Source organism: Micromonospora sp. LZ34, assembly GCF_052981855.1.
Window position 1 is genome coordinate 1 of sequence record NZ_JBRIQN010000063.1, and the last position, 26,760, is coordinate 26,760.

The following is a 26,760-nucleotide window of genomic DNA, read 5'->3' on the forward strand; positions in this document are numbered from 1 at the left end:
CATGCGCACCATCTCACCAACGAGGTCCTCGCGGTGGTCGAGCAGCATCTTGACCACGCGTGACTCGTCCTCCGGCAGGGCACGCGGCAGGTCCTCCCGCAGCGCGGCACGGGCTACGGCAAGAGCGTCGATGGGATCGCTCTTGCCCTGGCCTCGACCGACCCGCCGGTAGCGGGCGGTCAGCTGCGTCGGCACCCACACCGCCTGCTCGCCGGCCGCGAGCAGACCTCGCATCAGGCCGCCGGCGACATGCCGGACGTCTTCGACGGCCCACAGCCGTTCGCCGTACTGCTGAGCCCACCGAAGCAGGGACTCCACCCCGCGAGGCCGGGCCGGCGCGGACGTCACGCCGAGCTGGCGGCCGTTGCCGTCCACCGCAACAACGACCAGCAGATCCTTGTGAGGGTCGACACCAAGAATGATCACCGCGCTGAACTCCCAGGGTTCGACGGCGAGAGGTGAACCAGCCGGCGGACATGCCTCAATCGGGGATAGGACCAAGCTCCAATCAAGTCACACCGGCAGGTCGACACGGCGGCGGACGACATGACAAGACCTCGTCAACCCGCAGGGCGACAGCACGGAAACGAGTCAATCCGCCACCGTGGCGTATCTACCACGGCGGCGGACTAACCCGCTCCGCGCCCCCAAGGGGCGACAGCACGGGAATGAGTCAGCCCGCTACCGCGTCGGCGTCGCCCGAAGACGGCCCACCCAGCGTGTCATTGAGGCAGGGGAACCCGGCGGTGAGGACGTCGATGGGCTCGATTCGGGTCCAGTCGACGGTGCGGATGTCGCCGAGGTTGGGCACGCCGGGCCAGTGGTGCTCGAGCACGGTGCGGGCGTGCCGGTCGACCTCGGCGTACCAGGTGAGCCGGCCGCCGAGCACCAGCTCGACGGCCATGTCGAGGCCGCCGTAGCCGGTGCACAGCGACCCGATCCGCACGCTGCCGCCGGGTCGTGCGGGGGTGGGAGGAGGGTCAATCACGCCACCTCCCGCGCCTCGACGTCCGCCCCTGCGCCGCCCGCCGCCTCCGGTGGCTGGTCGGGGTGGGGGCATGTCCACGGACCGCACCCCGCCTCGGTGTCGGCGAGGTGGGGGCGTAGGACGACCTGGTCGAGCGGGACCCGCTGTCGGTGCAGGAAGAACTGCCCGCGCAACCGGTGCCCGTCGGCGGTGGCCCGCGCAGACCCGTGGCGGATCGCCGCGTCGAACGCCACCGCGTCGACCCATTCGCCGGGGCTGTCCCGCCGTAGCCGCGCCCACTCCGCGTCGGTGTGAAACGGGCACCCCACGCACGCGCTTCTGGGAGTGGAGGCCAGGCCGTGCTCGGCCAGGTAGGCGAGGCAATCTGGCCGGCGCCACCGGAGGTCGAGCAGCGGGAAGAAGTTGCGCATGTACGCCACGTCGGCGTCGCGCGCCCGGTGCACCTCGTCGAGCGAGATGCCGATGGCCATCTCGGCGAGCACCCCGGCCGGTAGCCGGTGAGGGTGGGGGTAGCCAGGCCTGCGGCGCACTTCCGCCTTGATCGGTTTGATCTTGTACTCGGCAGTGCATTGCCGCCGTGCCATCCCGCGCTCCCCGTCAGGGCCGAGGGTGAACAGGGGCATGGAGGCGAACCGGTGGGCGGGGTCGAGCGCGTCGTGGCGGATGTTGCCCGCGGACACCCTCACGACCGGGATGCGGGCGGTGGCGGCGAGCTGCTCGAGGCGGTGCAGGATTGGTCAGTCGGGTCGCCGCGTCCCGTGCTGCTGCTTCTCGTTTTGCCGCAGGGCTTCCTCAAGTTGGTCCTCGAGGATGATGATCCGGCAGGCGGCCTCCAGGGCGGTGCCTTGGTCGACCATCTCTCGCGCCCGAGCGGCCAGGCGCAGCTGGTAGCGGGAGTAGCGGCGGTGCCCGCCGGCCGAGCGGTGCGGGTCGATGAGTTTCGCCTCGTCCAACCGGCGCAGGAAATCCTGCGAGGTGCCGAGCATCTCCGCGGCCTGGCCAATGGTGTAGGCGGGGTAGTCCTCGTCGCCGAACATGTCATCGGGGTTTTGCCCCATGTCACCTCCACGTCGAGGGCCCCGGCGCTTGCGCGCCGGGGCCCAGGGTTACGGGTCAGAACACCATCTACCGACGCAAGCGTCGGCTTGTCGTATCCGCACCAGCCATGAATGAAGGCTTCGGGTGCGAGGATCGCATAAGCGTGACCGGAGACCACCTCTCGTTCGATGGATGCTGCGGTGTCCGCCCGGCCTGGAATGACGACCGGTAGCGGGCGATCCAACGGTGTAACGGCCCTCCCTTTCCTCTGCTTTCTCTTTCCCTTGCTGACGTGCTTCTACTGCCGTTCGGAGGGGAACGCCGAAGCGTGTACTGCTTCCCCTCCTGCGCCCGTCGTGACCTCACGGCCGGGCGGTCCGTCTGCGTCTTATGGTTCTCTGCTCTCGACTCGAAGAACATTAGCCGGCACAGGCGAGGATGTCTAGCGGTTTCGGCACAGATTTTGTGGGTGAGCCTCCGCAGGCGCGGCACCCGGACGCCGTTGCGTTGCAGGCGTCTGGGCACCGTTGCCCACGGCGCACTTGCCGTGCTCTACGCGGCGTTCACCGGCCTGGCATCGTTCGGCATCCCCTCCCTGCTCACCGCATGGACCACCGCCGGACCAGAGCTCGAACTGCGCACCGCGTACGTCTATTGGGGCGTACTCGCCGGGCTCTTCATCCCGGTCGCCGCCCTCGCACTCCTACGGCGCGCTCTCGTCGCCCCGGCCACGATGCTGCTGGGCCTGATCGTCTCGATCGGCTGCACACTGGCCATCGCGCTCGAGCCCGAGAATGCTCAGTACGCAGCGATGACAGGGATCCCAGCGCTGCTGCTCGTACTGTTCCACCCGCAGCGCGGCTCGCTTCTGCAGGCCGGCGCCGCCGGCATGGACCGGCTCCTGACAGGTCTCGTGGCCGTGGCCGCCGTGCCGGCGGTACTGCTCGCGCTGGACCACGCGCGAAACAGCGCTGCCACCCCCTACACCGACACCATGCACGGGCAGTACGCCCAAGGCTCGATCATCGTCCTTGCCCTGCTCTGCAGCGGAGCCGTGACAGCCTTGCGGCAGAGTGGCTGGGTTGTCGCCGCCGTGGTGACGGTCGCCGGGACGGCCCTCATCGGTGTCGCGGGCATCGTCTTTCCCAACGACTTGATGAGCGTCGGCCGGCCGTGGGGCATCGCATGTGTCGTGCTGGCCGCTTGCTTCGCGGGGGCATCCCTAGGCGCTCGGCGTCGTTGAGGCCTGATGCTGTGGGCCTGGGAGTTCTTCCTCGGCGTGGCGGCGCTGAGCTCCCCCATTCTGGACCCAGCAGGTGTAACGCCGAGACCAGCGAGCCCGTCGGACGGCAAAGGGCTGACCGCCCGGGTGGAAACACAAGATGAATAGCGGACAGCCCACAATGGGCGACCTGAGGTTGACTTCCCTGGTTCAAGATCGGGTCTTGACGCAAGCAGCACCTTCGCGGAGGGGAAACCGGCGTTGGCAGGTACCGGGCAACCGCAACGACACGATCGTCTACCGCACCAGCGGCATCGACCAGCGGTTGGCCGGACGCCCGGTCGTGGCCGACGGCGGATACCGCGGGAACCCCGAGGTGATCATCCCGTACCAAAAGCCCTCGGACGGCAGCGAACTGCCGGCCTGGAAGGAAGACCTCAACGCGCAGCCCCGCACGGTGCGTGCCCAGGTCGTACACGCCCTGGCCAGGAGCAACGCCCCGAGGTGAACGTGGAGTCGCTCTCGATGTGCGGGCACGGGCGGACACGCCTTTGTCGTGTCAGCGGTGATGGTGGTGCGCATGGTAGCGTCGCTCACTGAATGTGATCTAACTCGATCACATCGTGATTGGAGGGTCGTGGTCAGAGCGGCGCTGGCGGGGACATCAAGCCGATGGAGTGTGGTCGGCGCGGTGTTTTCTGTCGGGCTGCGGGTAGCCATGCTCGGCGGCGCGGCGCTCGCCGCGTACCTGCTGCTGACGCTGCTCGACGGCGCGGCGCACGCCGATCGTGGGGCTGGATCTGATGCCGGGATCGCAGGGATCAGTCAAGCGGTCACAGTGCCGCTGCGTGAGGTTTCGGCGGCAGTCACGGTGCAAGCGAGCGCCCCGGCCGGCCGCGTGGTCGCTGGCGCGAAGGAATCGCGAGACTCACAGAAGAAGACCGCACGCGAGATTGTCCGCGTGCGAAAGGCCGTCACCCGGCATGTGCCACAGCCGCCACGGCTGCTGCGGCAATCGGCTGTGGACGAGCTCCTCCACCCGCGGCAGGTCGGGGTTGGCGTCGAGCTCGAGCACGACGACGCTTCCGGGGCTGGCCGAGACGTCGTAACGAGCGTACAGGCCACGGTCTCCGAAGCCCTGCCCGGCAACGCCACGCCGCCCCGGCTGCCTCTACCCGGCGCCGCCGTCGATGATCAGGCCACCAGCGACGACCCGGTGGCCGGACAGGTCATCGACATGCTGGGCGGACCCGGGGCCCCGGGCGACAGTTTCCGGGGGCCGTCACCGCTGCCACCAGCGCCACCCGTCGCGGCCGCACCCTCCGTCGGGCCACCGGCGACATGGTCCCCAGTGGTGGACGTCGCCGCCGTCACGCCACCGCCGGCACCGGTGATCGTGCCGGCAGAGCCCCGTTCCGGTGACGTGCCCGACCATGACCGCGGTGCGTCGGAGGGTGCAAGCAGCGGACGCACCGTTGGCGGGGGCGATCCGCCGGGCGGGTTCGCCCTCGCTGGCCGGCCGCAATGGGGGCCGGAGATCACGCGGGGCGCGGCCCTTGCGCGTCCCGGCGACAACCGGCACGGACGGCGGGGCGCCGCCGTGCCGCCGCCCCCGAAATAGCTCCTTTCCTTATCACGACATCTTCTCCGACCTGCCCGGCGGTGCTGGCCGTTCCGTGCGGAGCCGGCATTCGGCAGGGTCGGATTCTGCCCAGTTCCCCGGTCGCCACGCCGTAATGCGCCGTGGGCGACGCGGCTCGCTCCGCAGCGCTGACGGCGGCTGGGCAACGCATCGGACGCGCAGTCGCGAACAGAAACGAGACAGGGAGCTCCCCCGGGTGATCCGCGTGATGATCGTCGAAGAGATGGACGTGCTCCGCGGCGCGCTGGCCGCCATATTGGCCAGTGAGAACGACATCGAGGTGGTTGCGCAGTACGCCTCGGACGAGGAGGCGTTTGCCTCCACGCACCCCCACCGGCCCGATGTGGCGGTGATGGGTGTGCCGCGCTGCGACGAGGACGGCCTCGCCGCGGCGCGGAAGCTGCGCGAGAGAATGCCGCAGTGCGGAATTCTCGTGCTCACCGCCAGGCAGACCGTTGACGGGCTACGGCACGTCTTGAATGCCGGGCTGCGCGGCTTCCTCGATCAGGATGTGCCACCCAGTCACCTGATCGAGGCGGTTCGGAAAATCGCCGCCGGCGACTGGGCAATCGACCCGGTCCTGGCCGTCGCCACCCTGCATCCCGACCGCAACCCGCTCACCCGGCGCCAGCGGGAGGTGCTACGACTAGCCGGTGCCGGCCTCCCGGCCGCGGAGATCGCAAAGCAACTGTTCCTGTCCCCGGGAACGGTCCGCAACTACTTGTCCGCAGCGGTTCGCAAGACCGATTCGCGCACTATTCTAGAGGCGATCCGTCGAGCCGAGCAAGCCGGTTGGTTGTGAATTTCCTTCGTGGATTGCGGTCGGGGTTGGCCGTTGCAAATCAGCAGAGAATCCAATCGCAGAGAAAATTGTTGGAGTATGACTCCTAGGTGTGACTTTTAGCCGTTGCGGGAAAAGCGAGTGGGATTGGTTAGGGCAGCAGGGTGCAGGGGGCATTGTGATCAGAACTCTTCTCGCGCACGACGGCGGTCTGGTTCGGGGTGCGCTGGCGGTCGTGCTGCAGCAGGACGGTGACATCGAGGTGGTCGCGCAGGTCGACCGGGCGGAGGAGGTGGCCCCTGCGGCGCTGCGGCACCGGCCCGACATCGCCGTGGTCGACCTGGATCTGCTCGGGGCCGACGGCCTGCCGACCGTCTGCCGGCTGCAGCGCGGGCTGCGCTGCTGCCGGGTATTGATCCTGGCCGACCGGCGCCGCTCCGGCATGTTCAGACGGGCCATGTCCGCCGAGGCGCCGGCCGGGATCGGTTTTCTGGCCAAGGACGATTCGCCCGGCCGCCTGGTCGATGCGGTCCGCAAGGTGGCCAACCGGGAGACCTTCGTCGACCCGACGCTGGTGGTCGCGGCCCTCGACGCGCACAGTCCGCTCACCGCGCGGGAGGCCGAGATCCTCAGCCTGGCGGCACGGGGCGTACCGGTAAAGGAGATCGCTCCCAAGCTCTCCCTGTCGCCCGGTACGGTGCGCAACTACGTGTCGCGCATCATCGCGAAGACCGGAGCTCGGACCCGGATCGAGGCGGTACGGATCGCTCTGGAGTCGGGGTGGATCTGACCGCCGGCTGTTCCCAGTGGCCGACCAGGTCGCGGTAGAGGCGCGAACCGGCGAGGACCTCGTCGTGGCTGCCCAGCACCGCCTCGGCGCCGTCGAGCAGCAGCACCCGGCGGGCGCGCAGCGCCGAGCTGACCCGGTGCGCGATCACCAGGAGTGAGCCGGGTCGCTGCGCGAAGGCGCGCTCCACGATGGACTCAGCGGCCGGGTCGAGGTAGCAGGTGGCCTCGTCGAGAAGCGTCAACCGGGCCGGGGATAGGTACGCCCGGGCGAGCGCGACGAGTTGCCGCTCCCCCGCCGACAGGCCGTCGGGCGCGACCGACGCGGAGAACCCGCCGAGGCGCTCCACCAGCGGCCACAGGCCGAGCGCGTCGGCGGCCTCGCGCAGCCGCGCCGGGGAGGCGCCCGGGCACAGGTACGTCAGGTTGTCGGCGAGCGTGCCGGTGAAGAGGTACGCCTCCTGCGGGATGAGGACCCGCCGGGTTGCCAGGTCTGCGGGGTCGATCCGGTCCAGGGGTACCCCGCCGAGACGCACCTGGCCGGCCTGCGGGCGCAGCGTGCCGGCGAGGAGACCGGCAAGTGTGGACTTCCCGATCCCGCTGGGCCCGACCACAACCAGATGGTCGTCCTCGGGTACCGCCAGGTCCAGGTCGCGCAGCACGGGCTCGGCCCACCGGCCGTAGGAGAAGGTCACTCCGCGCACGTCGAGCCGGTACCCGCGCGGACCGACCGGGTGCGGTGATACCGGCTGACGGTCCTCCCGCCCGACCGGGCGGGTCTGTGGCGGGGTTTCGTCCCGGCTGGCCTCTAGCAGCCGGTGCAGTGTGACCGCGAACCGCAGCCCGCCGCCGCCGAGCCCGCGCAGCAGAGTGTCCAGGGCTGGCTGGATGCCGTGCAGGATGTACACCAGTGTGCCCAGGATCGCCCCCGCGGTCAGGCCCTGCCCGGCCAGCCACGGCGCGAACGCGAGCACGAGCACCAGGGGAAGCCAGCCGCCGACCGCGAGCGTGATACTGCGCACCGCGGCCATCCAGGCAAGTCCACGCTCCGCGCCGGCCTGCGCGTCCACGTGCCGCCCGACAGCGGCAGCCACCTGGTCCTCCGCCCGGCACGCGGCCACGTCACGCAGGCCGGCGAACGCGGCGCTCGCGCCGGTCGCCAACGCCTCCCCGGCCAGCACGTACGTCCGCTGCCGGCCGACCATCGCCCGCAGCGTGGCGGTGAACGCCAGCACGCCGGCCGCCAGCGGCGCACCGACCAGCAGGGCGGCCGCAGGAGACAGCGACACCACGCCGAGCAGCGCCGCGGTGGCCGAGAAGGCGAAGCCGCGTACCACCATGACCAGGCCAGCGAAGGTGTCCCTGACCACTTCGACCTGTTGGCTCAGTCGGGACACCACCGCGGTATCCGGCCGGGCACCGGGCGCGGTGGAGCGGCGCAGCGCCGCCGCGGTGACCAGGCGCAGCAGGTGGTCACGGAACGGTTCGACCAGCAGGCCCAGACAGCGGTAGCACTGCCGGGTGCCGAGGGCGCCCACCACGACCGCCGCCGCCAGCAGGCCCAGCCAGGCCAGACCGGTGCGCGGGGCACCCGCCAGGAAGCCGCTGTCGACGGCGCGGGCCGTCGCGTATCCCGACAGCAGCGCGGGGCCCGCCTCGGCAGCCGACCACCCGGCCAACCGGGCGAGGGCCCGGGGCTGACGCCGCAGCGCGGCAACGGTGACCTGCCACACGGTCACGGCTGCTCCTGGAACAGCGCACGGTACCCGGGATTGGCCCAGAGCCGCTCGTGCGGACCGATGGCGCGCACCGAGCCCTGATCCAGCCAGACCACCTGGTCGGCTCGGGCCGCGGTGGAGGCGCGGTGCGCCACGACGATGCGGGTACGTTGGTCCTCCCCGAACAGGGCCGCGCTCACCTGGTGCTCGGTGACGGTGTCCAGGCTGGACGTGGCGTCGTCGAGAATGAGGAGCCGGTCGGCGTGCAGGGCACGGGCCAGACCGAATCGTTGGGCCTCGCCGCCCGACATCGGGGCGTCCGGGAGCGGAGTCAGGTACCGCTCGGGCAGGCGATCGACGAAGGAGCCGATAGCCGCGGCGCCCGCCATCGCACGCGCCTCCCGCGTGCCGTGGCCCAGCGTCAGGGCCTCGGCGATCGTGTCACCGATCAGGACCGGTCGCTCGAAGGCGTACCCGATTGCGGCGCGCAACTCGTCGCGGCGCAGTGTCGCCAGGGGTACCCCGTCGAGACAGACCTGCCCCTCGTCGGGGTCGATCAGTCGGCCGGCGACGGCAGCCAGGGTCGACTTGCCCGCCCCCGACCGGCCCACCACGGCCACGGCGGTGCCGCCGGGTATGTCGAGGTCGACGCCGCGCAGTGCGGTGCCGCGAGCGCCATGGACAGTGACGCCGCGCATCTCCAGGCGTCCCGGGCCCGCCGCCAGGTGGGAGCCGCCGTACTCGCGCATCGACGCGGCCAGCACCTCGGCGGTGCGGCGGCTGCCGGCCCGGGCGCGGGCGAGCTGGTTCAATGCGGCGAGTACGCCACCCAGCCCCCCACCGAGCGCGGCGTACTGCAGGGCGGCGAACAGCTCCCCAGGGGTGAGGCGGCCGGCGGCCAGTGAGAGGCCGCCCACCGCGATGACCGCGACCTGGAGCAGTGGAGCGGTGCCGGCGGTCTGGGCCGCCGCGCGGGCCAGGACCTGCCAGGTGCGCAGGCCGTGTCCGCGCAGGACCGGCAGCGGTGCGAGGACCCGGGCGATCTCGCGATCGACCGTGCCTGCTGCGGCAATCGTGCGGGCGCCGCCCAGCGCCTCGATCAGCCGTGACGCGATCCTGCCCTGCGCGCCCTGGTAGTGCGCCGCTATTGTGGACGCGTCGGTGACGAACGCCCGTAGCAGCACGGCGAGCAGCAGCAGGCCGGCGACGAAGGTGAGGCCGAGCCACGGGTCGATGACGGTGAGCGCGACGAGGCTGCCCAGCGAGGGCAGAACGGCGGTGATCACCTGCACTGCGGCGACGCCTGCCTGCCCGGCCTCGGGCGCCTGCCCGACGACCCGGGTGACCAGGTCACCGGCCGGGAAGCTCGGGACGGCCCGCGGGTGCAGGCAGAGGATGTGCCGGATCAGCCGGTGGCGCAACACTGCGGTGGCCCGCGCGCCGGTGGCACCCGAGGCGAGGTCACCGAGCACGTCGGCGGCGGCGGCCACGGCGACGAGAACGGCGCAGGCGGCCAGCCAGTCGCCCGCGGGTGCCCCAGCCAGAACGGCATCGACGGTACGGCCGAGGGCGGCGGGCAGCAGCAACTCGGCGGCGGTGCCGGCGAGCGCGGCCGCAGCGAGGAGCACGACCCAGCCGCCGCCGTACCGAACGACGCGTAGCAGCAGCCGGTCGCCGGTCACCCCCATCTCCCTCCGACACCGAACTCGAAGGGGCCCGGGTGAGGGCTGGTTGCGCCAGCACCCACCCGGGCCTCCACCATCGAGATCGTCAGCTACAGGTCGTCACTTGCAGGTGGTGACGCTCAGCGAGCTGTCGCCGCAGAGCAGCAGGCTCGCCCGGCTTCCGCCGCCGTGGCCGCCGCCACGCGCCTCAGCCGACAGTTCCATTCCCTGGAGGTCCAGAAGTGCCATGATGGCATCCCCTTTCTGTGGTGTGGATCGGACAACCTTCACCGTCGGTGAAGGGGCTCATGGGGGGTGAGGAACGGCAGGCTGGCCTGCCGTCCGCGGTCTGCGGCGATCAGGGCCAACAGCACACCGGCGGTCCCGGTGGCCAGGTCCATGGACAGCCGCAGCAGTTGCTCGCCGGGGAACGCCAGCGACTCGTCCTGGTCGAGCGGGTAGGGCAGTGCGTGCCAGGCGAGCCGGCGCACCTGATCGTCCAGATCTTTCAGTGGCGCGCCCCGGTGCACCAGGTAGAGGACGATGCCGGCCCGGCCGGCGAACAGCCCGGACTGCGCGTAGAAGGGCGCCCGCGCGGCCCGGCTGATCGACGCGCTCGCCGCCGCGAGCTCCTCGTCGGGCCGGTGGGCCAGGTACTGGTCGAGCACCAGCCCGATGCCCACGCTGCCCCGCCCGAGGTACGGCATGGTCCGCCAGCCTTCGTTGACCTCCATCGCGCCGTCCTCGCGTACTACGCAGCGGCGCAGGTCCGCGCGGAGCGCGCGAGACGCCGCGTCGAGAAGGCCGGTGTCGCCGGTGCGCTCGTACAGCCGCAGGAACGCAAGGGCGGCGCCCGCGCAGCCGTCGGTGAGCCCGGCGTGCGGCTGGCCGCCGCCGCTCACCTCGCCGACCGGTAGCCGGTCCACCTTCTCGACGAGGAGGCGTGCCGCCCGGTCGGCGGCATCGCGCAATGCGGTGTCACCGGTGAGCGCGGCGAAGTGGTCCAGGTTGAGGCAGGTGCCGGCGAGTCCGCCGACCAGGCTGGGACCGAGCTCCTCCCACTGCTCGCCGAGGCAGATGTCCAGCACGGCGAGGGCGTCGTCCCGGCGGCCCAGATGCTCAAGGACGTACGCCACTCCGTGCAGACCGTCGTAAAGTCCACATCGGGTACCCGACTTCGGCACGCGGGCCCGGGCCACGAGCCAGTCCTCCAGATCGAGCCGACGCGGCGCCCCGGCGAGGGAGAGGGCGTAGAGCACACCGGCCGCCCCGTACGCAAGATTGAGCCCGCCGGTGCGGAACTGCTCGATGTCGCCGGGGAAGAGCCGGTCGTCGCGGTCCGGCGTGGCGGCGGCGAGAATGCCGGCGGACAGCCGGTCGGGCGTCAACCGGGACGGCCGGACTGCGGGTGCGCCGCGCGTGATCTCCTGCACCAGGCCGGGCAGGTACCCCTCAGGCACCGGGAAGTTCTCCGCGATGACGTCGGCGAACTGCTCGGCCTTGCCGGGTACCAGCCGGACCAGCGCGGTCAGCGGCAGGAACAGCGCCAGACCGAGGCAGGCCAGCGCGTACCGGTCCACGTCCGGGCCGGTCCGGTCGCGGGGTGCGGCGAAGGCCTGGTTGCGCAGGGCGGGCGTGCCGGGCGCGTCGAGCGGCGCGGCCACCTCGAAGTCCACCAGCGCGACGGTTCCGTCGGGGCGGACCATGATGTTGAACAGGTGCAGGTCGCCGTAGACCACACCGCGGTCGTGGATCGCGGAGATGGCCTGGTTCACCTGCCGGTGGATGTCGACGGCCCATCGCGCGTACTCCGCCGTGGTGGCGTCGTCGGCGTCCGCGTCGACCAGCGGATAGCGCTGCACCACCAGCTTGTTCAGCGCCGTGCCCTCGATGAACTCCAGCGCGAGGAACTCGTGCTCCCCGAGCGGGAAGTAGTCGTGCACCGCGGGGACGGCGGGGATGCCGGCCAGGCGGTCCAGTATCTCCCGCTCACGGCGCAGCCGGGTGATGGCGTCCGCGCCGGTGGCGTCCAGGCCCGCGTGCGGGCGAGCCTCCTTGAGCACGACCCGGGCCCCGGTGCGCGTGTCCTTTGCGGTGTAGAGGCCGCCGGCGTTGGAGAAGTGGATGACGCTCTCGATCTGGTACGGCAGATCCGTAACCGTGGTCGCGTTGCGGGCCGCCAGGTGCGGGGCGAGGCAGGATGGCAAGGGGACCCAGGACGGGACGCTGAAGACCGGATCGCGCCGATCGGGTACCAGCCCGCCGGCCTCGTCCTCGATCGCGGGGACGACCTGGCCCTCGGACAGGCAGAACCGGTTGGCGAAGCCGCCATAGCGTACGTAGAGCGGGCCGGCTTCCCACCGCAGATCGCTGAGCACGTACGGGCCGGGCTCACCGTCGAGCAGTTCGCCCAACTCCTTGCAGACCAGCTCTAGCTCGGCCTCGTCCACTGGGTAGATGGTGATGAACTTGCCGCTGGAGCCCCGCCGCGCGTACTTGGAATTACGCATCAGGAGCATGCGCCGGCTCCGGATGAACTTAAACGGCAGCCCGCGCGGGACGCAGTAGTCGAACGCGGTGTCCAACACCCGCTGGGCGTTGTCCAGGCATGCCGACACGTGGATCTTCCAGCCCTGCGCCGGCAGCTCGGCGCCGATCGGTCCGTAGATCAGCCAGTCGTCGAGCACCTCCCGCTGCCACCCCTGGGGGGGCGGTCGCCCAGTCGCGTAGTCTCCAGTGGAGGTTTGCGCGCGGGCCAGCGAGTCGTAGAAGAGGGGATCGACCGCGCAGTACGAGTCGTATCGCTGATCCATCTAGTCGGCTCCTCAGTAGCGGTGCGCTGAGGGAAGTCTCGCTCCGGCACGGCGGCAGCAACAGTGAGTTACATACTCTTTCGCCGATGCTTTGCACATCGGTAGCCGATGACATGCGCACGGCACGGATGTGACAAACGTCAGTCGCCGTCTATGAGAGAGTTCCGGCGGCTCCGTTGCGTTGAGCGTCGCCAAGATCGAGGCAAGCTTGAGCAGTGAAGTCGTCGACCGGACCTGGCTCGTGGCTGCCTCCGAGGTCGGCGTTCGCCGGGTTCCGGTTCCCGCCGGAGGTGATCGTGGTCGCGGTCCGCTGGTATCTGCGCTTCAACCTCTCGTATCGGGACGTTGAGGAACTGCTGGTCGAACGTGGCGTCGAGGTCGATCACGTCACCGTCTACCGGTGGGTGCAGCGGTTCACGCCGTTGCTGGCCGACGCCGCCCGGTTCTGCCGCCAGTCGCCAGGCGACAGATGGCATGTCGACGAGACCTACGTCAAGGTGAACGGGGTATGGCGCTACGTGTACCGGGCGGTCGACCAGTACGGGCAGGTCATCGACGTGCTGGTCTCGGCCCGCCGCGACGCCGACGCGGCCCGGCGGTTCTTCCGACGAGCGCTGTCGACGGTGAAGGTGACACCTGCGGAGGTCGTCACCGACGCCGCGCCGGTCTACCCCGGCGTGCTCGACGACCTAGTCGCGTCCGCGTGGCACCACGTCGACAAGTACGCGAACAACCCGATCGAAGCCGATCACAGCCAGCTGAAACACCGGTTGAGACCGATGCGCGGCCTACGGACGGACAAGACAGCGCAGGTGATCATCGCCGGACACGCATTCATGCAGAACCTCCGACACGGCCACTACGAACTCGCCATCGACACCCCGCCAACCACGCGGGTCGCCGCTGCGTTCACCGAACTCGCCCAAGCGATCTGACCGCAGACCCAACCCGGGTTCAACACGTCCGCCGATCCGACAACGCAACGGCGCCGGTGGGTGAAAGGGCGTCGAGCACGCCGGTGATACCCAGGACTCGACGGGCGGTCCTGCTGGGATTGGTGACGACGAGTTGTCTCCCGGCTGCCGTCGCCGTGTTCCGGGCGGTGATCAGTGCGCCGATGACAGTCGAGTCAATGACCTGGACCGCTGCCATGTCGACGTCGACCCGCTGCGCCGCGTTGATCGTGTGGTTGAGGAGGTCCAAGAGGTGGCCCGCACCGTTGACGTCAATCTCCCCGGAGAGCAGGACGATCCTGCGGTCCGCCTCGACGCGAACCTGGTGCTGCCAGCTTGGCTGGGGGTTCATCACTCGTTGCCCTCCCCAGGGCTGCTGAAACCGTCGTTCTGTCGTGCGGCCGATGCTGCGCTGGTGTCGGGGCCGCTCAATGGCTGCAAGCATACGGTCACCGTGGCGGTCACCCCGTCGGGTCGGCGGGTGAGGATGAGCCCGTCTGTCAGCTGGTGGGCCAGCCACAGCCCACCGCCACCGGCGACATCGACCGCCGGTAGCCGCACGGGCAAGCTGTCAGCCGCCGCACCGTGGTCGGTGATCTCGCAGATCAGGACGTCTTCCTCACGGCGCAAATCCATGCGCCCGTGGCGGACGGCGTTGGTGACCAGTTCGTGCACGGCGAGCACGAAGTCGAAGCCGGGATCGCCCACCATCCGTTCGCGTGGATGTCCCCTCGCCTACCAGCTGCGCCGGCTGCTCGATCTCGGCTAAGGCTGATGACCGTTTCTCGTCGTCGTCTTCAGGTATCGCAGGATCAGATGAGCGATGAGCGGCGCCCAGGAGGCGGTGATCCTCGTGCTGCTGCGGTTGTCGCTGGATCTGCCTCGTGACGCGGCGACCGTCGCTATGGCTCGCCGCACACTCGATGGCGCACTGGCCGGCGTCGGGGTCGAGGACGACTGCCGGGCCGACATCCGGCTGGCGCTTACGGAAGCGTGCGGCAACGTCGTCGCCCACGCCGTGGCCGCGGTTGACTACACCGTCACCGTCAACGACGACCAATGCACGATTGCGGTCTCCGACCAGAGCGATGGCTTCGCACTCACGCGATCGCAGATGCCCGACCCATCGGCCACCTCGGGACGGGGCCCGCACATCGTCGCCGCGCTCGTTGACCACCTCGATGTTGTCTCCAGCACCGGGGCGGGCACGCGGCTGCGCTTCACCAAGCGGCTGACCTGGGCTGCATCCAGCCCGCCCGCGCGCCCGAAAGAACCTGGCTGATGCCAGCAGTCCCGACGACCGGCCGCTCTCAGTGAGTGGCACCTTCCGGCGTCCGGCACCCGATCCACCACTGCCTCAGGTGACTAAACCGGCAGCGTGTGGACCGGCGATCCCTGCCCGGACACTCAGCAGGTGCAGGCCGAAATTCAGGTTGGCGACGGCCGCTCTGGATGGCAACTGCCGTAACGCGGGCAGGCAGGGTGGCGCTCTCCTTCCGTCGAGGAGTTGAGGTTGGAGACGGTGCAACAGCAGACGGGGGTGTCGTGAGGCCAAGGGTCTGGTGGGAGGCGGTCACGGCGGTGTTCGCCGCCGTGCGCAAACGCACGCCCGAGCAGAATGAGGCGTTGCGGGCGGAGCGGGCGCGCGGCGTGGACCGGCTCGGCCGGCAGGTCGTGGACCAGGACGGCGACGACGTCGAACGGTAAGACCGCAAGCCCTCCCGTCCAGCCCTCTACAGGCGGGCCGGGGCCGCTGTCACCGCGCCTGGGAGCCGGGCGCTCCGGACAATCGTGCGGGCAACAGGCCTCGGCGCGCGCAAGCATCGACTCCCTTACCGCGCACCCCGTCGTCAGCCGGCGCACTTCCGGTAGGCGGTCTGGGTGTGCGGCCGAGTGCCACCGGAGTCGCCGGTTCTCGAATACAAGCCGAACGCTGCGATTCCGGCCTCCGCTGCTGGGACCATGTTCGGTGCTTCGCGATTCAGCCCGCTACCTCGCAAGCCGGTCACCTGCACGAGGGCGGCTGCAATGTGCAAGGCGCGTAATCGCGACGCCAGCAACCAGTTCGCCGGCTGCGGCTGCTCCAAGCTTCGGCTACGTCAATGGGGTTCGCCTCTATTCCTCCTGCCGTCGACCGCTGGAAGCCCGGCACCACCTACCGGAGTCCAGCCCGGATGTCCCTGAACAGCACGCAGTGACGTGCCGGCATGGGTGCTGATTGTTGCGCGTCAGCCGTTCGCGGCGATGTCCATTGCAAAGGGCTACCACCTCCGGCATGACACAGGCATGATCCAACCCCTTGAGGAGCTCCCATGCTTATCCGTTCACCTTTCGCGGTCGGGGCGGCCTTCGCCCTCGTCTTGACGCTCAATCCGGCGGTTGCCTCGGCCGTGGTCGATGTCGGATCACCAGGCGCTGAGCGGATCGACGTGCGCCGTGCGTCGGGATCACTGCGACCGACCGACGCGCAACTCACGGCGGTGCGCGAGTTGGCCGTGGCTGCGGGCGCGGGCACGCGGGTCAGCTGGGACGGGCGGTTCGGCACGCCTCGGACGATCCGCAAGGACGGCGGATGGCTCACCGGCCCGCGCTCGGGGGATCCGGCCGCGGTGGCGCGGTCCTTCCTGGACGCCAACCGGGGCGCGTTCGGCCTGTCCGCGACGGACGTCGCGGAGCTGACTGTCGTGCGGGACCACGAGCTCGTCGGCACCGGCACCCATGTGGTGAACTTCGCGCAGACGTATGCCGGCCTGCCGGCGGTGCGGGGCGGTCGGCTGGGGGTGACGGTCGCCAAGGACGGGAGAGTCCTCTCCTACGCCGGCACCTCGGCCCGCAGTGGTGGGATGGTCGCCGCGCATACGCTGTCAGCGGGCCAGGCGTTGCAGGGCGTGGTTGGCCGGCTCGCCGCGGGTATCGGCTACACCGCGCAGCCGAGCGGGCAGCGCGCCGGCTTCCAGGTCTTCGCGAAGGGGCCTTTCGCGGGTGACTCCTACGTGCAGAAGGGCGCTTTCCCGACCGGTGACGGCGTCCGGCCGGCCTACCGGGTGCTGTTCGTCAAGGCGCTGGACCAGGCGTGGGACGTCGTTATCGACGCGGCGACCGGTGAGACGCTGTACCAGGCGTCCCTGGTCGCGCACGACGCCGAAGGCACCGTCTACGAGAACCATCCCGGCGCTGCGGCCGGCGGTACCCCGGTCGTCAAGTCGTTCGGGCCGACCGCCCAGTCGCCGTCGGGATACGTCGACCCCAGCGGGCTGGCCGGCGTCCCCGGGCCGACGACCGTCGGCAACAACGCGAACACGTACGCCAACTACTCGAACTTCCTGATCCCCGCCGACCAGGCGCCGCGCCCGGTCAGCCCGACCGCCCAGTTCAACTACGCGTACGCGGCCAACTGGGCGCGCAGCAACGGGCAGACGCTGCCGCCGAGCTACGCCCAGGACCTCGATCCGGCGGCGACCAACCTGTTCTGGCACCACAACCGCATCCACGACGAGTTCCGGGCCCTGGGCTTCACCGAATCGGGCGGGAACTTCCAGACCACCAACGGCGCCAACACCGGTCAGGGTGGCGATCCCGTCCTCGGGTTGGTCCACGCCGGCGCGGTGACCGGCGGCGCACCCACCTACACCGGCCGGGACAACGCCTACATGCTCACCCTGCCCGACGGCATCCCGGCGTGGAGCGGCATGTTTCTGTGGGAGCCGATCAACGACACGTTCGAGGGGCCGTACGCCGACGGCAACTTCGACGCCTCCGTCATAGAGCACGAGTACGCGCACGGGCTGTCCAACCGCTACGTCAGCGCCGAGGACAACGCCCTGACCACCCACCAATCCGGGTCCATGGGCGAGGGCTGGGGCGACTGGTACGCGCTGAACTACCTCTACGGCAAGAAACTCGCCACCACAGCCGTGGTCGGGCAGCACGTCACCGGCAACAGCCAGCGCGGCATCCGGAACTGGAGCTACGACCAGAACCCCACCGGCTTCGGTGACATCGGCTACGACCTCGGCGGCGCCGAGGTCCACTCCGACGGGGAAATCTGGACGACGATCCTGTGGGACATGCGCAAAGGCCTCGTCGCCCGCTACGGCGAAGCGACCGGCGGTGACATGGCCGCACGGCTCGTCACCGACGCGATGCCACTGTCCCCGGCCGACCCGTCCTTCATCGACATGCGCGACGCGATCCGCACCGCGCTGGACAACCGCTACCACAGCAGGTCGGACTACACCGCAATCGTGGATCTGGTCTACGGCGCCTTCGCCAAGCGGGGCCTGGGCCTGCAAGCCGCCAGCAACGGCGGCGACGACACCGACCCCATCCCGTCGTACGAGCACGTGAACCCGGCCCGCAACGGCACCCTGACCGGCACCGTCGTCAACGCCGCCACCGGCAAACCTGTCCCCGGCGCCCGCATCATCCTCGGCGTCTTCGAAGCGCGGGTGACGCCGCTGCGGACCTCGTCCGCGGACGGCGGGTTCTCCGCGCCGGTGGCCGCCGGCACCTACCCGGTGACGATCGCGGCCGAGGGATTCGGCTCCCGAACCTTCCCCGCCGTGAAGATCACCGCCGGTAAGACCTCCGCCCTGCGATTCGCGCTGGCACCCAACCTGGCGTCCGCCGCCAACGGCGCAACCATCGTCTCGGCCACCGCGACCGGCGCCGCACGGCTGATCGACGACACCGAGGCGAGCAGCTGGAAGGCCGCCGCGGACACCGGCAACGCCATGATCAAACTAGCCGCTGCGGCGCAGATCTCCTCGGTCCAGGTCAGCGCGTTCGCCACCTCCCGATTCGAGGGCCTGCGCGGGTTCACCCTGCAGACCTCCACCGACGGGGTCAACTGGCAGACCGTCCTGACCCGGGCTGACGCCTTCGGCTACCAGGCGCCCCGCCCCACCGCACCCGACCTGCACTACAAGCAGTTCGCGCTGCCGAAGCCGGTGCAGGCCCAGTACGTGCGGTTCTGGACCGACACCGCGCTCGGCGAGACGGGAAGCGACGTGCAGACGGCGGAGCTGCAGGTCTTCTCGCAGACCGTCACCGGGGTGGAGCCGCTGCCGCCGTCACCGCCGGACGCCCCGGTGACCGAAACCGGGATGATCGTCGCAGGCAACCCGTCCACCGGCACGGCCGACGACGCCACCGGCGTGACCGCCGCCGCGTTCACGTCTACCTGTGCGGTGCCGGTGGCACCGGTGCAGGGCGCGGACGGTTGGGTCACGAAGCTGCCGGACAGCTTCGGCGACGGAGCCCACCAGGTGCAGGTACAGGGCGACACCGTCACCCCGTACGACTTCGACCTGTACTTCTACGACGAGTCGTGCACCCTGCTCGGCTCCGCGGCGTCGGAGGCCGCCAACGAGTCCGGCACGATACCGAGCGGGACACGCTACATCCTCACCCAGCTGTGGCTCGGTGCCGCGGTGCCGTTCACCCTCACCGCGACGGACACGAGGTGATGTAGGCCCGCCTGGCCGGCATTCTTCCGAGGCTGTCCGTGACGCCTCTCAGGGTGGTGGCTGCCGGTGCCCGGCAGCCACCACCCTCGCCTTTCCGCCGGAGGCCGGTGTTCGGCCTGCTCGTCGACGCCGAACTGCCATTGCTCGATGGCGAGGACGTCGGTGACCACGTGTCGCACGACCAAGGCAGCGGCTGCTGGGCAGGATGACGGTCTGTTGGCAGACGGCAGCTGTCGGCCGCCTCCTCGCTCGCCGCAACACTATCGATCGTCGAGCCGGAACAGCCCGCTGAGCGGCTTCCCCGTTTCTCGGCCAAGACGGGGACTATGACGGTTGGCGGCTGCCAGCCGCACCGATCACTCAGCTCCTTATCGTCACGAGCAGTCGCGACAGCGTCAACGGGCACGAAGCCGGCGGCGGCTATTGCGGGGCGAGCGGCGACGACATCTGGGACACGATATGGCGGACTGTCGGCCAGCCCGGGTCGTAATAGTCAAGCAGAATGTCCAGGTGACGGTCAGCATCCAGATGCACGTCGCTCGCCTGAGGATGGCAGGCGCTCGTTGCCAATGCGGTCGGGGCATGCGTGGTCACGCGCACGTTGATGCGGAAATCCTCGTCTCCGCTCGCCACCGCCGTCACACCTGCAATCACCATGACCGTCAGTTCACTCGCTTCGCTATCGGTTGACCCTAGGCGAGCGACGCCAGGGCGGGCCGGTCTGGAGACCCAGCAGTGGCAGGCCCGACCACGCGCGTGCAGTGCGCGAACCAGGCGACCAACGACAGTGACATGCGAAACCGGGCAACCTACCGCCACTCGCAAGCCCTTACCGGCAGCCGCCGCCACGATCAGGTCAGCAACGGCCGCGAGCACCACACGTTCACGCGCGACGGCGGACATATCAAGCACACAATGCCCTTCAGCCCAGCCGGACCGGCACCAGCTCCCGAGTACAGCCCTCGGCACCGGACTCGGCGGTCGAGGTGCTGTCGGCCCGACAAGGACCGTTGCGCCACCCCGAGCCGACCTCCACACCTGCCACCAACGCAGGCGTCACGAACACGACAGCCGTTACATCTACCTGCATCCGATGGTGACGCACAACGCCTCAAGGCTTGAGGTTCGACAGGGGTCGCCAACATCTCCTCGGGGCTGGTACTCAAGGCTCCGCCCTCACGACCGGAGACTGCAGCCGGTTCGCCTTCCCGATGTGCTTACCAATCACCACCCGAGGCGCCAACCGCATTCCCGTTAATGTCCGCCGCGGCCGACGGGACCAGACACGCAAAACTCGCAGCACCTCAGGTGGGCGTGGCCGGGTGGCACAGCAACTCACCCGTGGCCGGATCCTGGCAGAGGTAGCGATCCCCCTCGTGCATCCAGCCCCACAACGACTCACGAAACAGGGCCTGCCCGCAGTGCCGACATGTCGCGGCTCGTTGTTGCTCTGACGCAGGTGGTGGTGTATGAACCGCCCCTACGGATGCGCTTTCCGTCATGATCCCCCCTGGTCCGCGCGCTTCCGCTCATGCACCTAGGGACCGTAACGTTCCGGCCGCGAGTCCGCTCGTTATGCAGAAGGGACCGCGGACGAGGAGCACAACCGACGAGTCCACGTGGTGCTGATGCGCATCGTCGAACAAGGGCGCCCTGAGCCTAGTGACGGCGCAAGCGTTCCGGAAAAGGACCAACAGACGGGGCAGCCGACGCGGGTCGGCCGGGATGAGCTGATGTAACGCGGGTTGGCGGCAGATCGCCCTGTAAGGGTGGAGGGCGCCCGCCCTTCATCCCGCTGCCAGCGACAGCTTGAACTGACACCGCTGACAGCGTTTGTCCGAAAGGCCTGCCAGCACCGTGGACGTGCTGGTCTCGTCGGAGAGCAGGCCGGACAGCGGAGTCGGTGCATAGCCGCCCGGCAGCGTGGACGCGGCGCGAGGCGTGGAGGAATTGGAAGCTCCGTTGTTGCCCATCACCGCGACGCCATCGACCGCCGGACGGGCGTCGCCGTCGCCGCAGACCACGCGTCCGGCTGGCGTGCCGCCACCGGAGGCATCGCCCTCCTGCCAGCCGCAGGCGGCGTGCTGGAGTAGCGCACGGCTGACCCTGGCGGCGTCACTGCTACCCCCGCTCGGGGCGCTCAGCGGCTGCATCTGCCCGTCAAGCTCGAATCCTGGCCCACCACTGCGCCGGCTCCCAACAACGCGAAAGTGACGACGTATGGCAACCGACCCCCCTCAGGTGTCCAACGCCGACACCATGGTTCTACCCCAATACCAGCCGATAGCGGATAAGAAGAGAACGAGAGCGGTCCCGTGGCTCATCGCCGTCGCCGTCCTCGTCGGACTGGGCTGTAGTGGGGTGGCCATCAACGCGGCCATCGACGAGACAAGCCCTACCCAGCCCGCCGCCCAGAGCACCACTGGAAGCGGTCGTCTCGTGGACACGCGACCGAGTCCGAGCGCCGGTGATGCGCAGCCGAAGCCGGCAACCACGCCGGAGGGCACCCTAGCCTCGCCAAGCCGATCCCACCTTCGCGCGACGCCGACCGCGACCCGCACCAGCGGGCCGCGTCCCGCCCCGACCACCACCCAACCCCAGCCTCCTCCCGCACCCAAGACTGATCCCCGATTCGACACCTGCAAGAAGGCCAACCAGGCGGGCTACGGCCCGTACCGTCGTGGTATCGACCCCGAGTACGCCTGGTATCGCGATCCGGACGGCGACGGGCTGGTATGCGAGCCTCGATAGACCTGGCCCGGGGCACGGAAGCGCTCGCCCGAACTCGGCTGCGGGCTGCGAGGACGCGGTCGGGCCTGCCGGGCTTGATCCGCGGCTCGAACCCGCCAAGCCGATCCTCGAGGTTGTCCAGCCGAACCAGGCCTACCTCAATGCGCACCGTCTCCGGCGAACTCGCACAACGCTGGTTGCCACCGAGGTCCCCGACGACGAGCACGGTGATAAAGGCTGCGGCGGTCAAACCAGTACGGCAGCCACCGGAAACCAACCGGCTCCGGCCCAGGGTGTTCGGTGCGCTACCGTCGCGCCCGGCGACGATTCGGAGGTGATCCCCGCAATGGGCTATCAGTGCGGCCGTGCTGACGAGCGGAAGAGGTCTCAGCACGGCCTCAACAGGTGCCGCCGATTCCTCGATTCGGTCGACGGCGGCTCGAACTCTCTGATCGCACAGTGCGACATTCACCACGACGGCCACGGCCACCACATGAACGAGGTGCGCCGGGCCAACCAGGTTGGGGCGTGGCATCGCATGCAGGGCGGCCGCCGGTGAACCTGACCAGGGTCGCGCGGACCACGTCAGCGGCGGTCGTCGCCGGGGTGGCGGCCATCGCCAGCTACAGCCACATGCGGCAACTCGCCGCCGAGCACGGCCAGCCGCCCATCCTGTCCAACCTCCTGCCCATCAGCGTCGACGGGATGCTGATCGTGGCCTCCGCCGTGCTTGCCGACGACCGGGCCGCCGGCCGGCCGGGGCGCATGTCCGCGCGGGTGTCCTTCCTGACCGGCGTGGTGGCGTCGATCGTCGCGAACGTCCTGGCGGCGCCGGACAACCTGGTGGCCCGGGTCATCTCCGCCTGGCCGGCCCTTGCGCTGCTGCTGGTGGTGGAGATGCTGACCGGCGGGCAGCCGGCACCCGCGGTGCCCAGCACCAAGAAGGAGGTGGAGGAGACCCCCGTCCGCGCGGCGCAGGGCGGCGGCCCCGATACAGCACCGCAGTCTTCGCAACCTCGAAGCGTCCCCCGGAAGGCGACGCCGGGGAAGACCCCGCCGGCTGGCAACGGTGCCCGGCCGTCCGCCGCCGAGCGGGTGCTCGCCGCGCGCGCCGCCGACCCCGGCGCCTCCGTGGCGGATATTGCCCGGCAAGCCGGGGTCACCGACCGGACGGCGCGGCGACACCTCAACGGAACGCCCGTCGGATAGGGGCCCTCGCCTGCCTCGGACAACCGGCCGCATCAGCCTGCGCCTGAGCTGTCAGTCGTCGTCTTCCTCGCCGCGCCCCTGCGAGTACCCGACGAGCAGGGCCTGCAGGCGGCTGACGTTGTCGGCGCTGATCCGGCCCCGCTCGGCCGCCTCGGCGATCGACCGATCTGCCACTGCCGCAGTCGCAGGTTGTGCCGCCGCCCCGCAGGCAGGTTGAGCACGCCGCGCGGGTCACCGACGTGCAGTGCCCCGACCCGCTGCTGCTGCGCCCAGGTGATGACAGTTCGGGCGGCCTCGTGCTGGTCCCGGCGGACCGCCGCCGATGCCGACCCTCCACCAGCCGCGCCCGACGGCGGTAATTGCGCCACCGGGGTGACCCCTTCTCACCCGGTTTCAGGGCCCGGTGCGAGACGGCGCGGCGGCGGGCTTGGTGTCGGCCAGGTGCATGCGGTGCTCGGCGCGGATCGCCCGCCCCGACACCAACAACGCTTCGCCGTCGGGGCCGGTCACCGCGTACGGGTGGATGATGCCCGGGTCCACTCCGGCCACCCGGCCCGGATCCGGCTGCTCACCCGGCGGGTAGACGGGGCTCGGCGCGGCCATGGGCCGGTGTGCCGGTTGTCGCTGGGACGGCGGACACCGGCACGCACCGCGCCTCGGCTTCGCCGGGGCTGCAGTCAACAGTCACCGACCCGGCGGGCGGGGGTGACAGGACACCGCCGATGAGCGTCCCGGCATCGTCAAGGACAGAGCCGAGGACGCTCGGGCGAGGATTGTCGACCGCGTAGGCGGGCACGCCGATGATCGCCTCATAAGCGCCCCAGGCGGCGATAAGGCCGCCGAGCAGGAGCATCCCGCGACCGTCGTCTGAGCGAGTCGTCCGCCGCGACGCCGCATCCGGGCACCTCCCGGCTCGTTCCCAGTCGCCCAGCACCGTTCGCCCATTGTGCCCTAGAGCGCCCAGCCCGTCACCCTCCGACACAGGGACTCCCCGACCGCGCTTAGGTTGGCCGTGGACTGGGAGGCCGGTGTGCTGCTACGGACAACGCGACAGCTCCTCGCGGCGTGAGACCGCTACGGAACGTGGCTATGCAAAGTGAACGAGGCTCGATAGCGTGCGGTTAACCCGCCGGTAACGAAGGTGCCTCGCGAACGCATGACCACCGTGATCGAACCAGAACTCGTCCGTCGCGCCGCCACCGGCGATCCGAAGGCGACCGCGGCCCTACTCGCCGACGTGCACCCCGGTCTGGTCCGGTACTGCCGGGCCCGACTGGGCCGCGTCGGCGGTGCATACACGACCGCCGACGACGTCGCCCAGGAGGTCTGCCTCGCGGTGTTGCGAGCCTTGCCCCGCTACCGCGACCAAGGCTCGCCCTTCGCCTCCTTCGTCTACGGCATCGCCGCCCACAAGGTGGCTGACGCTCAACGCGCCGCGATGCGCTACAGCGCTGTCGTCCCCACCGAGAGTCACGTGGAGCAGCCAGACCAGGCTCCCGGCCCGGAGCAGCAAGCGGTCTCCACCGATCTGTCCCGGCGACTGTCGGTCCTGCTCAACAAGCTGCCGGACGTTCAGCGGGAGATCATTGTGCTGCGCGTGGCGGTCGGTCTGTCCGCCGACGAGGTGGGGACGATCGTCGGGATGACGGCCGCTGCCGTGCGAATGGCCCAGTCCCGTGCCCTGGCCAGGCTCCGTACCCTGGCGAGGAATGCTCCGGATGAGGTGGCGGCATGAGCGGACAGACACCGGGCGACGCTGAGGAGGCAATGGATCTCGAAATCATGGCCCGGGACGACCTGCTGCTCAACGCACTCGGACGCGGCGAGGAAGCCCCGGGCGACGACGATCTCGCCGCAATTCTGGCCGCTTGGCATGCCGACGTCGCCCTCAAGATGCCCGCACCGGGCGTTCTCCGATCCAGCGCACACGTCGGGAGTACGACGGCGACGGACCGGTCGCGCCCCGTTCGCCTGGCTGCCCGACCACGACTGTCTGCACCATCCCGGCGGTGGGCATTGCCGCTCGCCGCCGCGGCGGTCGCGGTCATCGCGCTGGCGTCCGGGCTTGGTGTCAGCAGTCGGCACGCCGGCCCGGGTAGCCCGCTGTGGTCATTGACGAAGGTGCTGCATCCCCAGCAAGCCGAGGTACGGGAAGTCGAGGACAGGATTGACCGGGCCCGCAACGCCCTTGCGGCCGGACGGCTCGATGACGCTCAGCAGCTCATGGACCACGCCCGCCGCGACCTCGCACGTGTCGCCGACCGATCGGCGGCGGACCGCTTCCAGGCCCAGCTCGACGCGCTTGCACGCGAACTTCTGACCGCGCGAGCAGACCCAGCCACACTGCCGGCGGCAACGGCCGGCGCGCCCGCACCCACCCGCCACCCGACGACGGGTACCTCCGCTGCGAAGCCACCGCCCACGAAGCCGGAGAGGACGGCGGCGGCGGGCGGCTCACCGGCCGAGGAAACCAACCCCGTGCCGCCGCTACCCCAGCCCGCCGTGCCGCCGGCACCGAGCGCGTCGCAGCTGTCGCCGTTGCCCGGTCTACCGCTGCAGACCGGCGGCTTGGGGAACTGACTGGGTCGCTGCTCCTCTGACGGCCACGACAGCGACTACCCACGATTGACCCGAATCTGCCCGCGGCAGCGTCGAGCAGTGACAGGGCGAGCTGTACCCGTCCGCGCCACCGGCCGTACAGGTGGGCGGGCCATGGCGGCAATGGCCACTGCAGTGTTCGGCAGTGGGACGCTGCCGTGAGCGGCGCTTGCGACGCGGACGTGGCCCCACCAGCGCTCGGGCGACATCACGGACTCCTCGGCGAGAGCACGCAGCTGGAGCTGGTCGTTCTACTGCGGACCCGCCAGGACTCTGCGCGCCTGCTCACCTTCCCGCCGACAGGGCCGCTTTCGGGTGTCCGGACCGCGGCCGGCTGAGGCCGGCCCCACTGGGACCGGCCTCGCTGTCATCGACACGGGGATCAGGCGTCGAACTGACCGCCCTTCGCGCCGGCGAGGAACCTGGCCCACTCGTCCTTCGTGTAGCGGTGCGCCGGGCCGTTCGGATCCTTGCTGTCCCGGACCTCGATCAAGTCCCCGTTGATTCGGCACTCGACGCAGTTGTCGCAGTTCGGGCCGCTGAACGTCGACTTTCTCCACTCGTTCGTGATCATTTCGTTCTCCTTCGTCAGCCGGCCGCCGATGCGCCCGGTCATCAGTTGCGTACCCATCGGGTCTAAGCGACGAAGCGGGCGAAGACGTCACAGGCGGACCAAATCTCCAGCTCGGAGGGTGCGGAGGCGAGGGGCGCCAGCGCGCGACGACATTGTCCGCGACCTGATGATCGCCACCGTGGTCCGCGGCCACACTGGCGACCAACGACGACCATGGCGACGGGATTGGCCCGGCAAGCGGTCACCCGAGGCTTTGCCATACCGCTGTACTGCGACTCCCCCTCGACTACCCGCGTCGCACGATCGCGTCCTTGATCCGGCCCGCCGTGCCCGAAATGGACCGAGGGGGACACGCCGGACGTAGACACTTCCGTCGTACGAGCACCATTCGAGCCAGAAAAGCGGACGTGGGTGACGAAGGACAAGAGACGCCTGACCTCTGTTGCGGCAGGTCAGGCGTCTCTTGATCTTGTACGCCCGAAGGGAACTCGAACCCCTAACCTTCTGATCCGGTGCGCCGTGAGGCGCTGTTGTTCGAGTGGAGGTGAAAGACCGCCACCGTTTGTCTGTCGCAGC

27 protein-coding genes and 1 pseudogene are annotated in these 26,760 nt (G+C 70.0%); 13 read left to right on the forward strand and 15 right to left on the reverse strand.

Annotated features, from left to right (window positions below; all coding sequences use genetic code 11):
• From ACVCAH_RS33815 to ACVCAH_RS33830, 4 genes are all read right to left on the reverse strand, one after another.
• The coding region (locus tag ACVCAH_RS33815; protein WP_447140303.1) for an IS110 family transposase at positions 1 to 426 on the reverse strand (426 nt) is incomplete at its 3' end.
• Between the two features lie 247 nt (positions 427 to 673).
• Positions 674 to 988, reverse strand: coding sequence for a DNA cytosine methyltransferase (locus tag ACVCAH_RS33820; protein ID WP_447140304.1), 315 nt, complete (start codon positions 986 to 988; stop codon positions 674 to 676).
• Complete coding sequence (locus ACVCAH_RS33825; protein ID WP_447140305.1) at positions 985 to 1,674, reverse strand: hypothetical protein; 690 nt, start codon at positions 1,672 to 1,674, stop codon at positions 985 to 987. The genes ACVCAH_RS33820 and ACVCAH_RS33825 overlap by 4 nt, the downstream gene beginning before the upstream one ends.
• A gap of 51 nt (positions 1,675 to 1,725) precedes the next feature.
• Positions 1,726 to 2,046 (reverse strand): helix-turn-helix domain-containing protein, encoded by a 321-nt coding sequence (locus ACVCAH_RS33830; RefSeq protein ID WP_447140306.1) that lies wholly within the window; start codon positions 2,044 to 2,046, stop codon positions 1,726 to 1,728.
• A gap of 449 nt (positions 2,047 to 2,495) precedes the next feature.
• On the opposite strand from ACVCAH_RS33830, the gene ACVCAH_RS33835 reads away from it, so the two are divergent.
• The 5 genes and pseudogenes from ACVCAH_RS33835 to ACVCAH_RS33855 all read left to right on the forward strand — a co-directional run bounded on the left by ACVCAH_RS33835 (position 2,496) and on the right by ACVCAH_RS33855 (position 6,461).
• On the forward strand, positions 2,496 to 3,269 hold the full coding sequence (locus ACVCAH_RS33835) for a hypothetical protein (protein ID WP_447140307.1): 774 nt from the start codon (positions 2,496 to 2,498) through the stop codon (positions 3,267 to 3,269).
• A 250-nt stretch (positions 3,270 to 3,519) separates the two neighbouring features.
• Positions 3,520 to 3,738 (forward strand): annotated as a pseudogene (locus ACVCAH_RS33840) (IS5/IS1182 family transposase); the annotation flags it as partial.
• A gap of 189 nt (positions 3,739 to 3,927) precedes the next feature.
• Positions 3,928 to 4,869 (forward strand): hypothetical protein, encoded by a 942-nt coding sequence (locus ACVCAH_RS33845; protein ID WP_447140308.1) that lies wholly within the window; start codon positions 3,928 to 3,930, stop codon positions 4,867 to 4,869.
• Positions 4,870 to 5,086: 217 nt separating this feature from the next.
• The gene (locus tag ACVCAH_RS33850; RefSeq protein ID WP_447140309.1) at positions 5,087 to 5,692 is read left to right on the forward strand and encodes a response regulator; all 606 of its coding nucleotides are present in this window, start codon (positions 5,087 to 5,089) and stop codon (positions 5,690 to 5,692) included.
• Positions 5,693 to 5,783: 91 nt separating this feature from the next.
• Positions 5,784 to 6,461, forward strand: coding sequence for a response regulator transcription factor (locus ACVCAH_RS33855; RefSeq protein WP_447140310.1), 678 nt, complete (start codon positions 5,784 to 5,786; stop codon positions 6,459 to 6,461).
• On the opposite strand, the gene ACVCAH_RS33860 is transcribed toward ACVCAH_RS33855, so the two are convergent.
• The 4 genes from ACVCAH_RS33860 to lanKC form a co-directional block, all read right to left on the reverse strand.
• A complete protein-coding gene (locus ACVCAH_RS33860; protein WP_447140311.1) occupies positions 6,391 to 8,196 on the reverse strand; it encodes an ATP-binding cassette domain-containing protein in 1,806 nt (601 codons plus the stop codon). The genes ACVCAH_RS33855 and ACVCAH_RS33860 overlap by 71 nt on opposite strands.
• On the reverse strand, positions 8,193 to 9,857 hold the full coding sequence (locus tag ACVCAH_RS33865; protein WP_447140312.1) for an ABC transporter ATP-binding protein: 1,665 nt from the start codon (positions 9,855 to 9,857) through the stop codon (positions 8,193 to 8,195). Before ACVCAH_RS33865 ends, ACVCAH_RS33860 begins: the two co-directional genes overlap by 4 nt.
• 102 nt (positions 9,858 to 9,959) lie before the next feature.
• Positions 9,960 to 10,088 carry a SapB/AmfS family lanthipeptide gene (locus ACVCAH_RS33870; RefSeq protein ID WP_447140313.1) on the reverse strand — a complete coding sequence of 43 codons (129 nt, stop codon included), beginning with the start codon at positions 10,086 to 10,088 and terminating at the stop codon, positions 9,960 to 9,962.
• Positions 10,089 to 10,126: 38 nt separating this feature from the next.
• The gene (lanKC, locus tag ACVCAH_RS33875; RefSeq protein WP_447140314.1) at positions 10,127 to 12,652 is read right to left on the reverse strand and encodes a class III lanthionine synthetase LanKC; all 2,526 of its coding nucleotides are present in this window, start codon (positions 12,650 to 12,652) and stop codon (positions 10,127 to 10,129) included.
• Positions 12,653 to 12,897: 245 nt separating this feature from the next.
• Between lanKC and ACVCAH_RS33880 the strand changes: the two genes are divergently transcribed.
• Positions 12,898 to 13,587 (forward strand): IS6 family transposase, encoded by a 690-nt coding sequence (locus ACVCAH_RS33880; protein ID WP_447140327.1) that lies wholly within the window; start codon positions 12,898 to 12,900, stop codon positions 13,585 to 13,587.
• Between the two features lie 19 nt (positions 13,588 to 13,606).
• Here the strand turns inward: ACVCAH_RS33880 and ACVCAH_RS33885 are convergent, their stop codons facing one another.
• Together ACVCAH_RS33885 and ACVCAH_RS33890 are read right to left on the reverse strand one after the other, a co-directional pair.
• Complete coding sequence (locus ACVCAH_RS33885) at positions 13,607 to 13,957, reverse strand: STAS domain-containing protein (protein WP_447140328.1); 351 nt, start codon at positions 13,955 to 13,957, stop codon at positions 13,607 to 13,609.
• Positions 13,957 to 14,316 (reverse strand): ATP-binding protein, encoded by a 360-nt coding sequence (locus ACVCAH_RS33890; RefSeq protein WP_447140315.1) that lies wholly within the window; start codon positions 14,314 to 14,316, stop codon positions 13,957 to 13,959. The genes ACVCAH_RS33885 and ACVCAH_RS33890 overlap by 1 nt, the downstream gene beginning before the upstream one ends.
• Before the next feature lie 112 nt (positions 14,317 to 14,428).
• Here ACVCAH_RS33890 and ACVCAH_RS33895 point away from each other — a divergent pair, with 112 nt between their 5' ends.
• The 3 genes from ACVCAH_RS33895 to ACVCAH_RS33905 all read left to right on the forward strand — a co-directional run bounded on the left by ACVCAH_RS33895 (position 14,429) and on the right by ACVCAH_RS33905 (position 19,073).
• The gene (locus ACVCAH_RS33895) at positions 14,429 to 14,887 is read left to right on the forward strand and encodes an ATP-binding protein (RefSeq protein ID WP_447140316.1); all 459 of its coding nucleotides are present in this window, start codon (positions 14,429 to 14,431) and stop codon (positions 14,885 to 14,887) included.
• Between the two features lie 263 nt (positions 14,888 to 15,150).
• Positions 15,151 to 15,312, forward strand: a complete 162-nt coding sequence (locus ACVCAH_RS33900; RefSeq protein ID WP_447140317.1) for a hypothetical protein — start codon at positions 15,151 to 15,153, stop codon at positions 15,310 to 15,312.
• Between the two features lie 788 nt (positions 15,313 to 16,100).
• On the forward strand, positions 16,101 to 19,073 hold the full coding sequence (locus ACVCAH_RS33905) for a M36 family metallopeptidase (RefSeq protein WP_447140318.1): 2,973 nt from the start codon (positions 16,101 to 16,103) through the stop codon (positions 19,071 to 19,073).
• A gap of 420 nt (positions 19,074 to 19,493) precedes the next feature.
• Here the strand turns inward: ACVCAH_RS33905 and ACVCAH_RS33910 are convergent, their stop codons facing one another.
• Both ACVCAH_RS33910 and ACVCAH_RS33915 read right to left on the reverse strand, forming a co-directional pair.
• Complete coding sequence (locus ACVCAH_RS33910; RefSeq protein WP_447140319.1) at positions 19,494 to 19,976, reverse strand: hypothetical protein; 483 nt, start codon at positions 19,974 to 19,976, stop codon at positions 19,494 to 19,496.
• A gap of 884 nt (positions 19,977 to 20,860) precedes the next feature.
• On the reverse strand, positions 20,861 to 21,226 hold the full coding sequence (locus ACVCAH_RS33915; RefSeq protein ID WP_447140320.1) for a hypothetical protein: 366 nt from the start codon (positions 21,224 to 21,226) through the stop codon (positions 20,861 to 20,863).
• A gap of 106 nt (positions 21,227 to 21,332) precedes the next feature.
• Here ACVCAH_RS33915 and ACVCAH_RS33920 point away from each other — a divergent pair, with 106 nt between their 5' ends.
• Together ACVCAH_RS33920 and ACVCAH_RS33925 are read left to right on the forward strand one after the other, a co-directional pair.
• Positions 21,333 to 21,824, forward strand: a complete 492-nt coding sequence (locus ACVCAH_RS33920; RefSeq protein WP_447140329.1) for an excalibur calcium-binding domain-containing protein — start codon at positions 21,333 to 21,335, stop codon at positions 21,822 to 21,824.
• A gap of 534 nt (positions 21,825 to 22,358) precedes the next feature.
• A complete protein-coding gene (locus tag ACVCAH_RS33925) occupies positions 22,359 to 23,012 on the forward strand; it encodes a DUF2637 domain-containing protein (protein WP_447140321.1) in 654 nt (217 codons plus the stop codon).
• A gap of 51 nt (positions 23,013 to 23,063) precedes the next feature.
• Here the strand turns inward: ACVCAH_RS33925 and ACVCAH_RS33930 are convergent, their stop codons facing one another.
• Both ACVCAH_RS33930 and ACVCAH_RS33935 read right to left on the reverse strand, forming a co-directional pair.
• Positions 23,064 to 23,186: a hypothetical protein gene (locus ACVCAH_RS33930; RefSeq protein WP_447140322.1), complete on the reverse strand. Its 123-nt coding sequence runs from the start codon at positions 23,184 to 23,186 to the stop codon at positions 23,064 to 23,066.
• Positions 23,187 to 23,405: 219 nt separating this feature from the next.
• Complete coding sequence (locus ACVCAH_RS33935) at positions 23,406 to 23,615, reverse strand: hypothetical protein (protein WP_447140323.1); 210 nt, start codon at positions 23,613 to 23,615, stop codon at positions 23,406 to 23,408.
• A 553-nt stretch (positions 23,616 to 24,168) separates the two neighbouring features.
• On the opposite strand from ACVCAH_RS33935, the gene shbA reads away from it, so the two are divergent.
• Both shbA and ACVCAH_RS33945 read left to right on the forward strand, forming a co-directional pair.
• A complete protein-coding gene (gene shbA / locus ACVCAH_RS33940; RefSeq protein ID WP_447140324.1) occupies positions 24,169 to 24,747 on the forward strand; it encodes an RNA polymerase sigma factor ShbA in 579 nt (192 codons plus the stop codon).
• Positions 24,744 to 25,592 carry a hypothetical protein gene (locus tag ACVCAH_RS33945; RefSeq protein WP_447140325.1) on the forward strand — a complete coding sequence of 283 codons (849 nt, stop codon included), beginning with the start codon at positions 24,744 to 24,746 and terminating at the stop codon, positions 25,590 to 25,592. The genes shbA and ACVCAH_RS33945 overlap by 4 nt, the downstream gene beginning before the upstream one ends.
• A 400-nt stretch (positions 25,593 to 25,992) precedes the next feature.
• Here ACVCAH_RS33945 and ACVCAH_RS33950 read toward each other — a convergent pair whose 3' ends face one another.
• On the reverse strand, positions 25,993 to 26,184 hold the full coding sequence (locus ACVCAH_RS33950) for a DUF397 domain-containing protein (protein ID WP_447140326.1): 192 nt from the start codon (positions 26,182 to 26,184) through the stop codon (positions 25,993 to 25,995).
• Between the last annotated feature and the right edge of the window lie 576 nt (positions 26,185 to 26,760).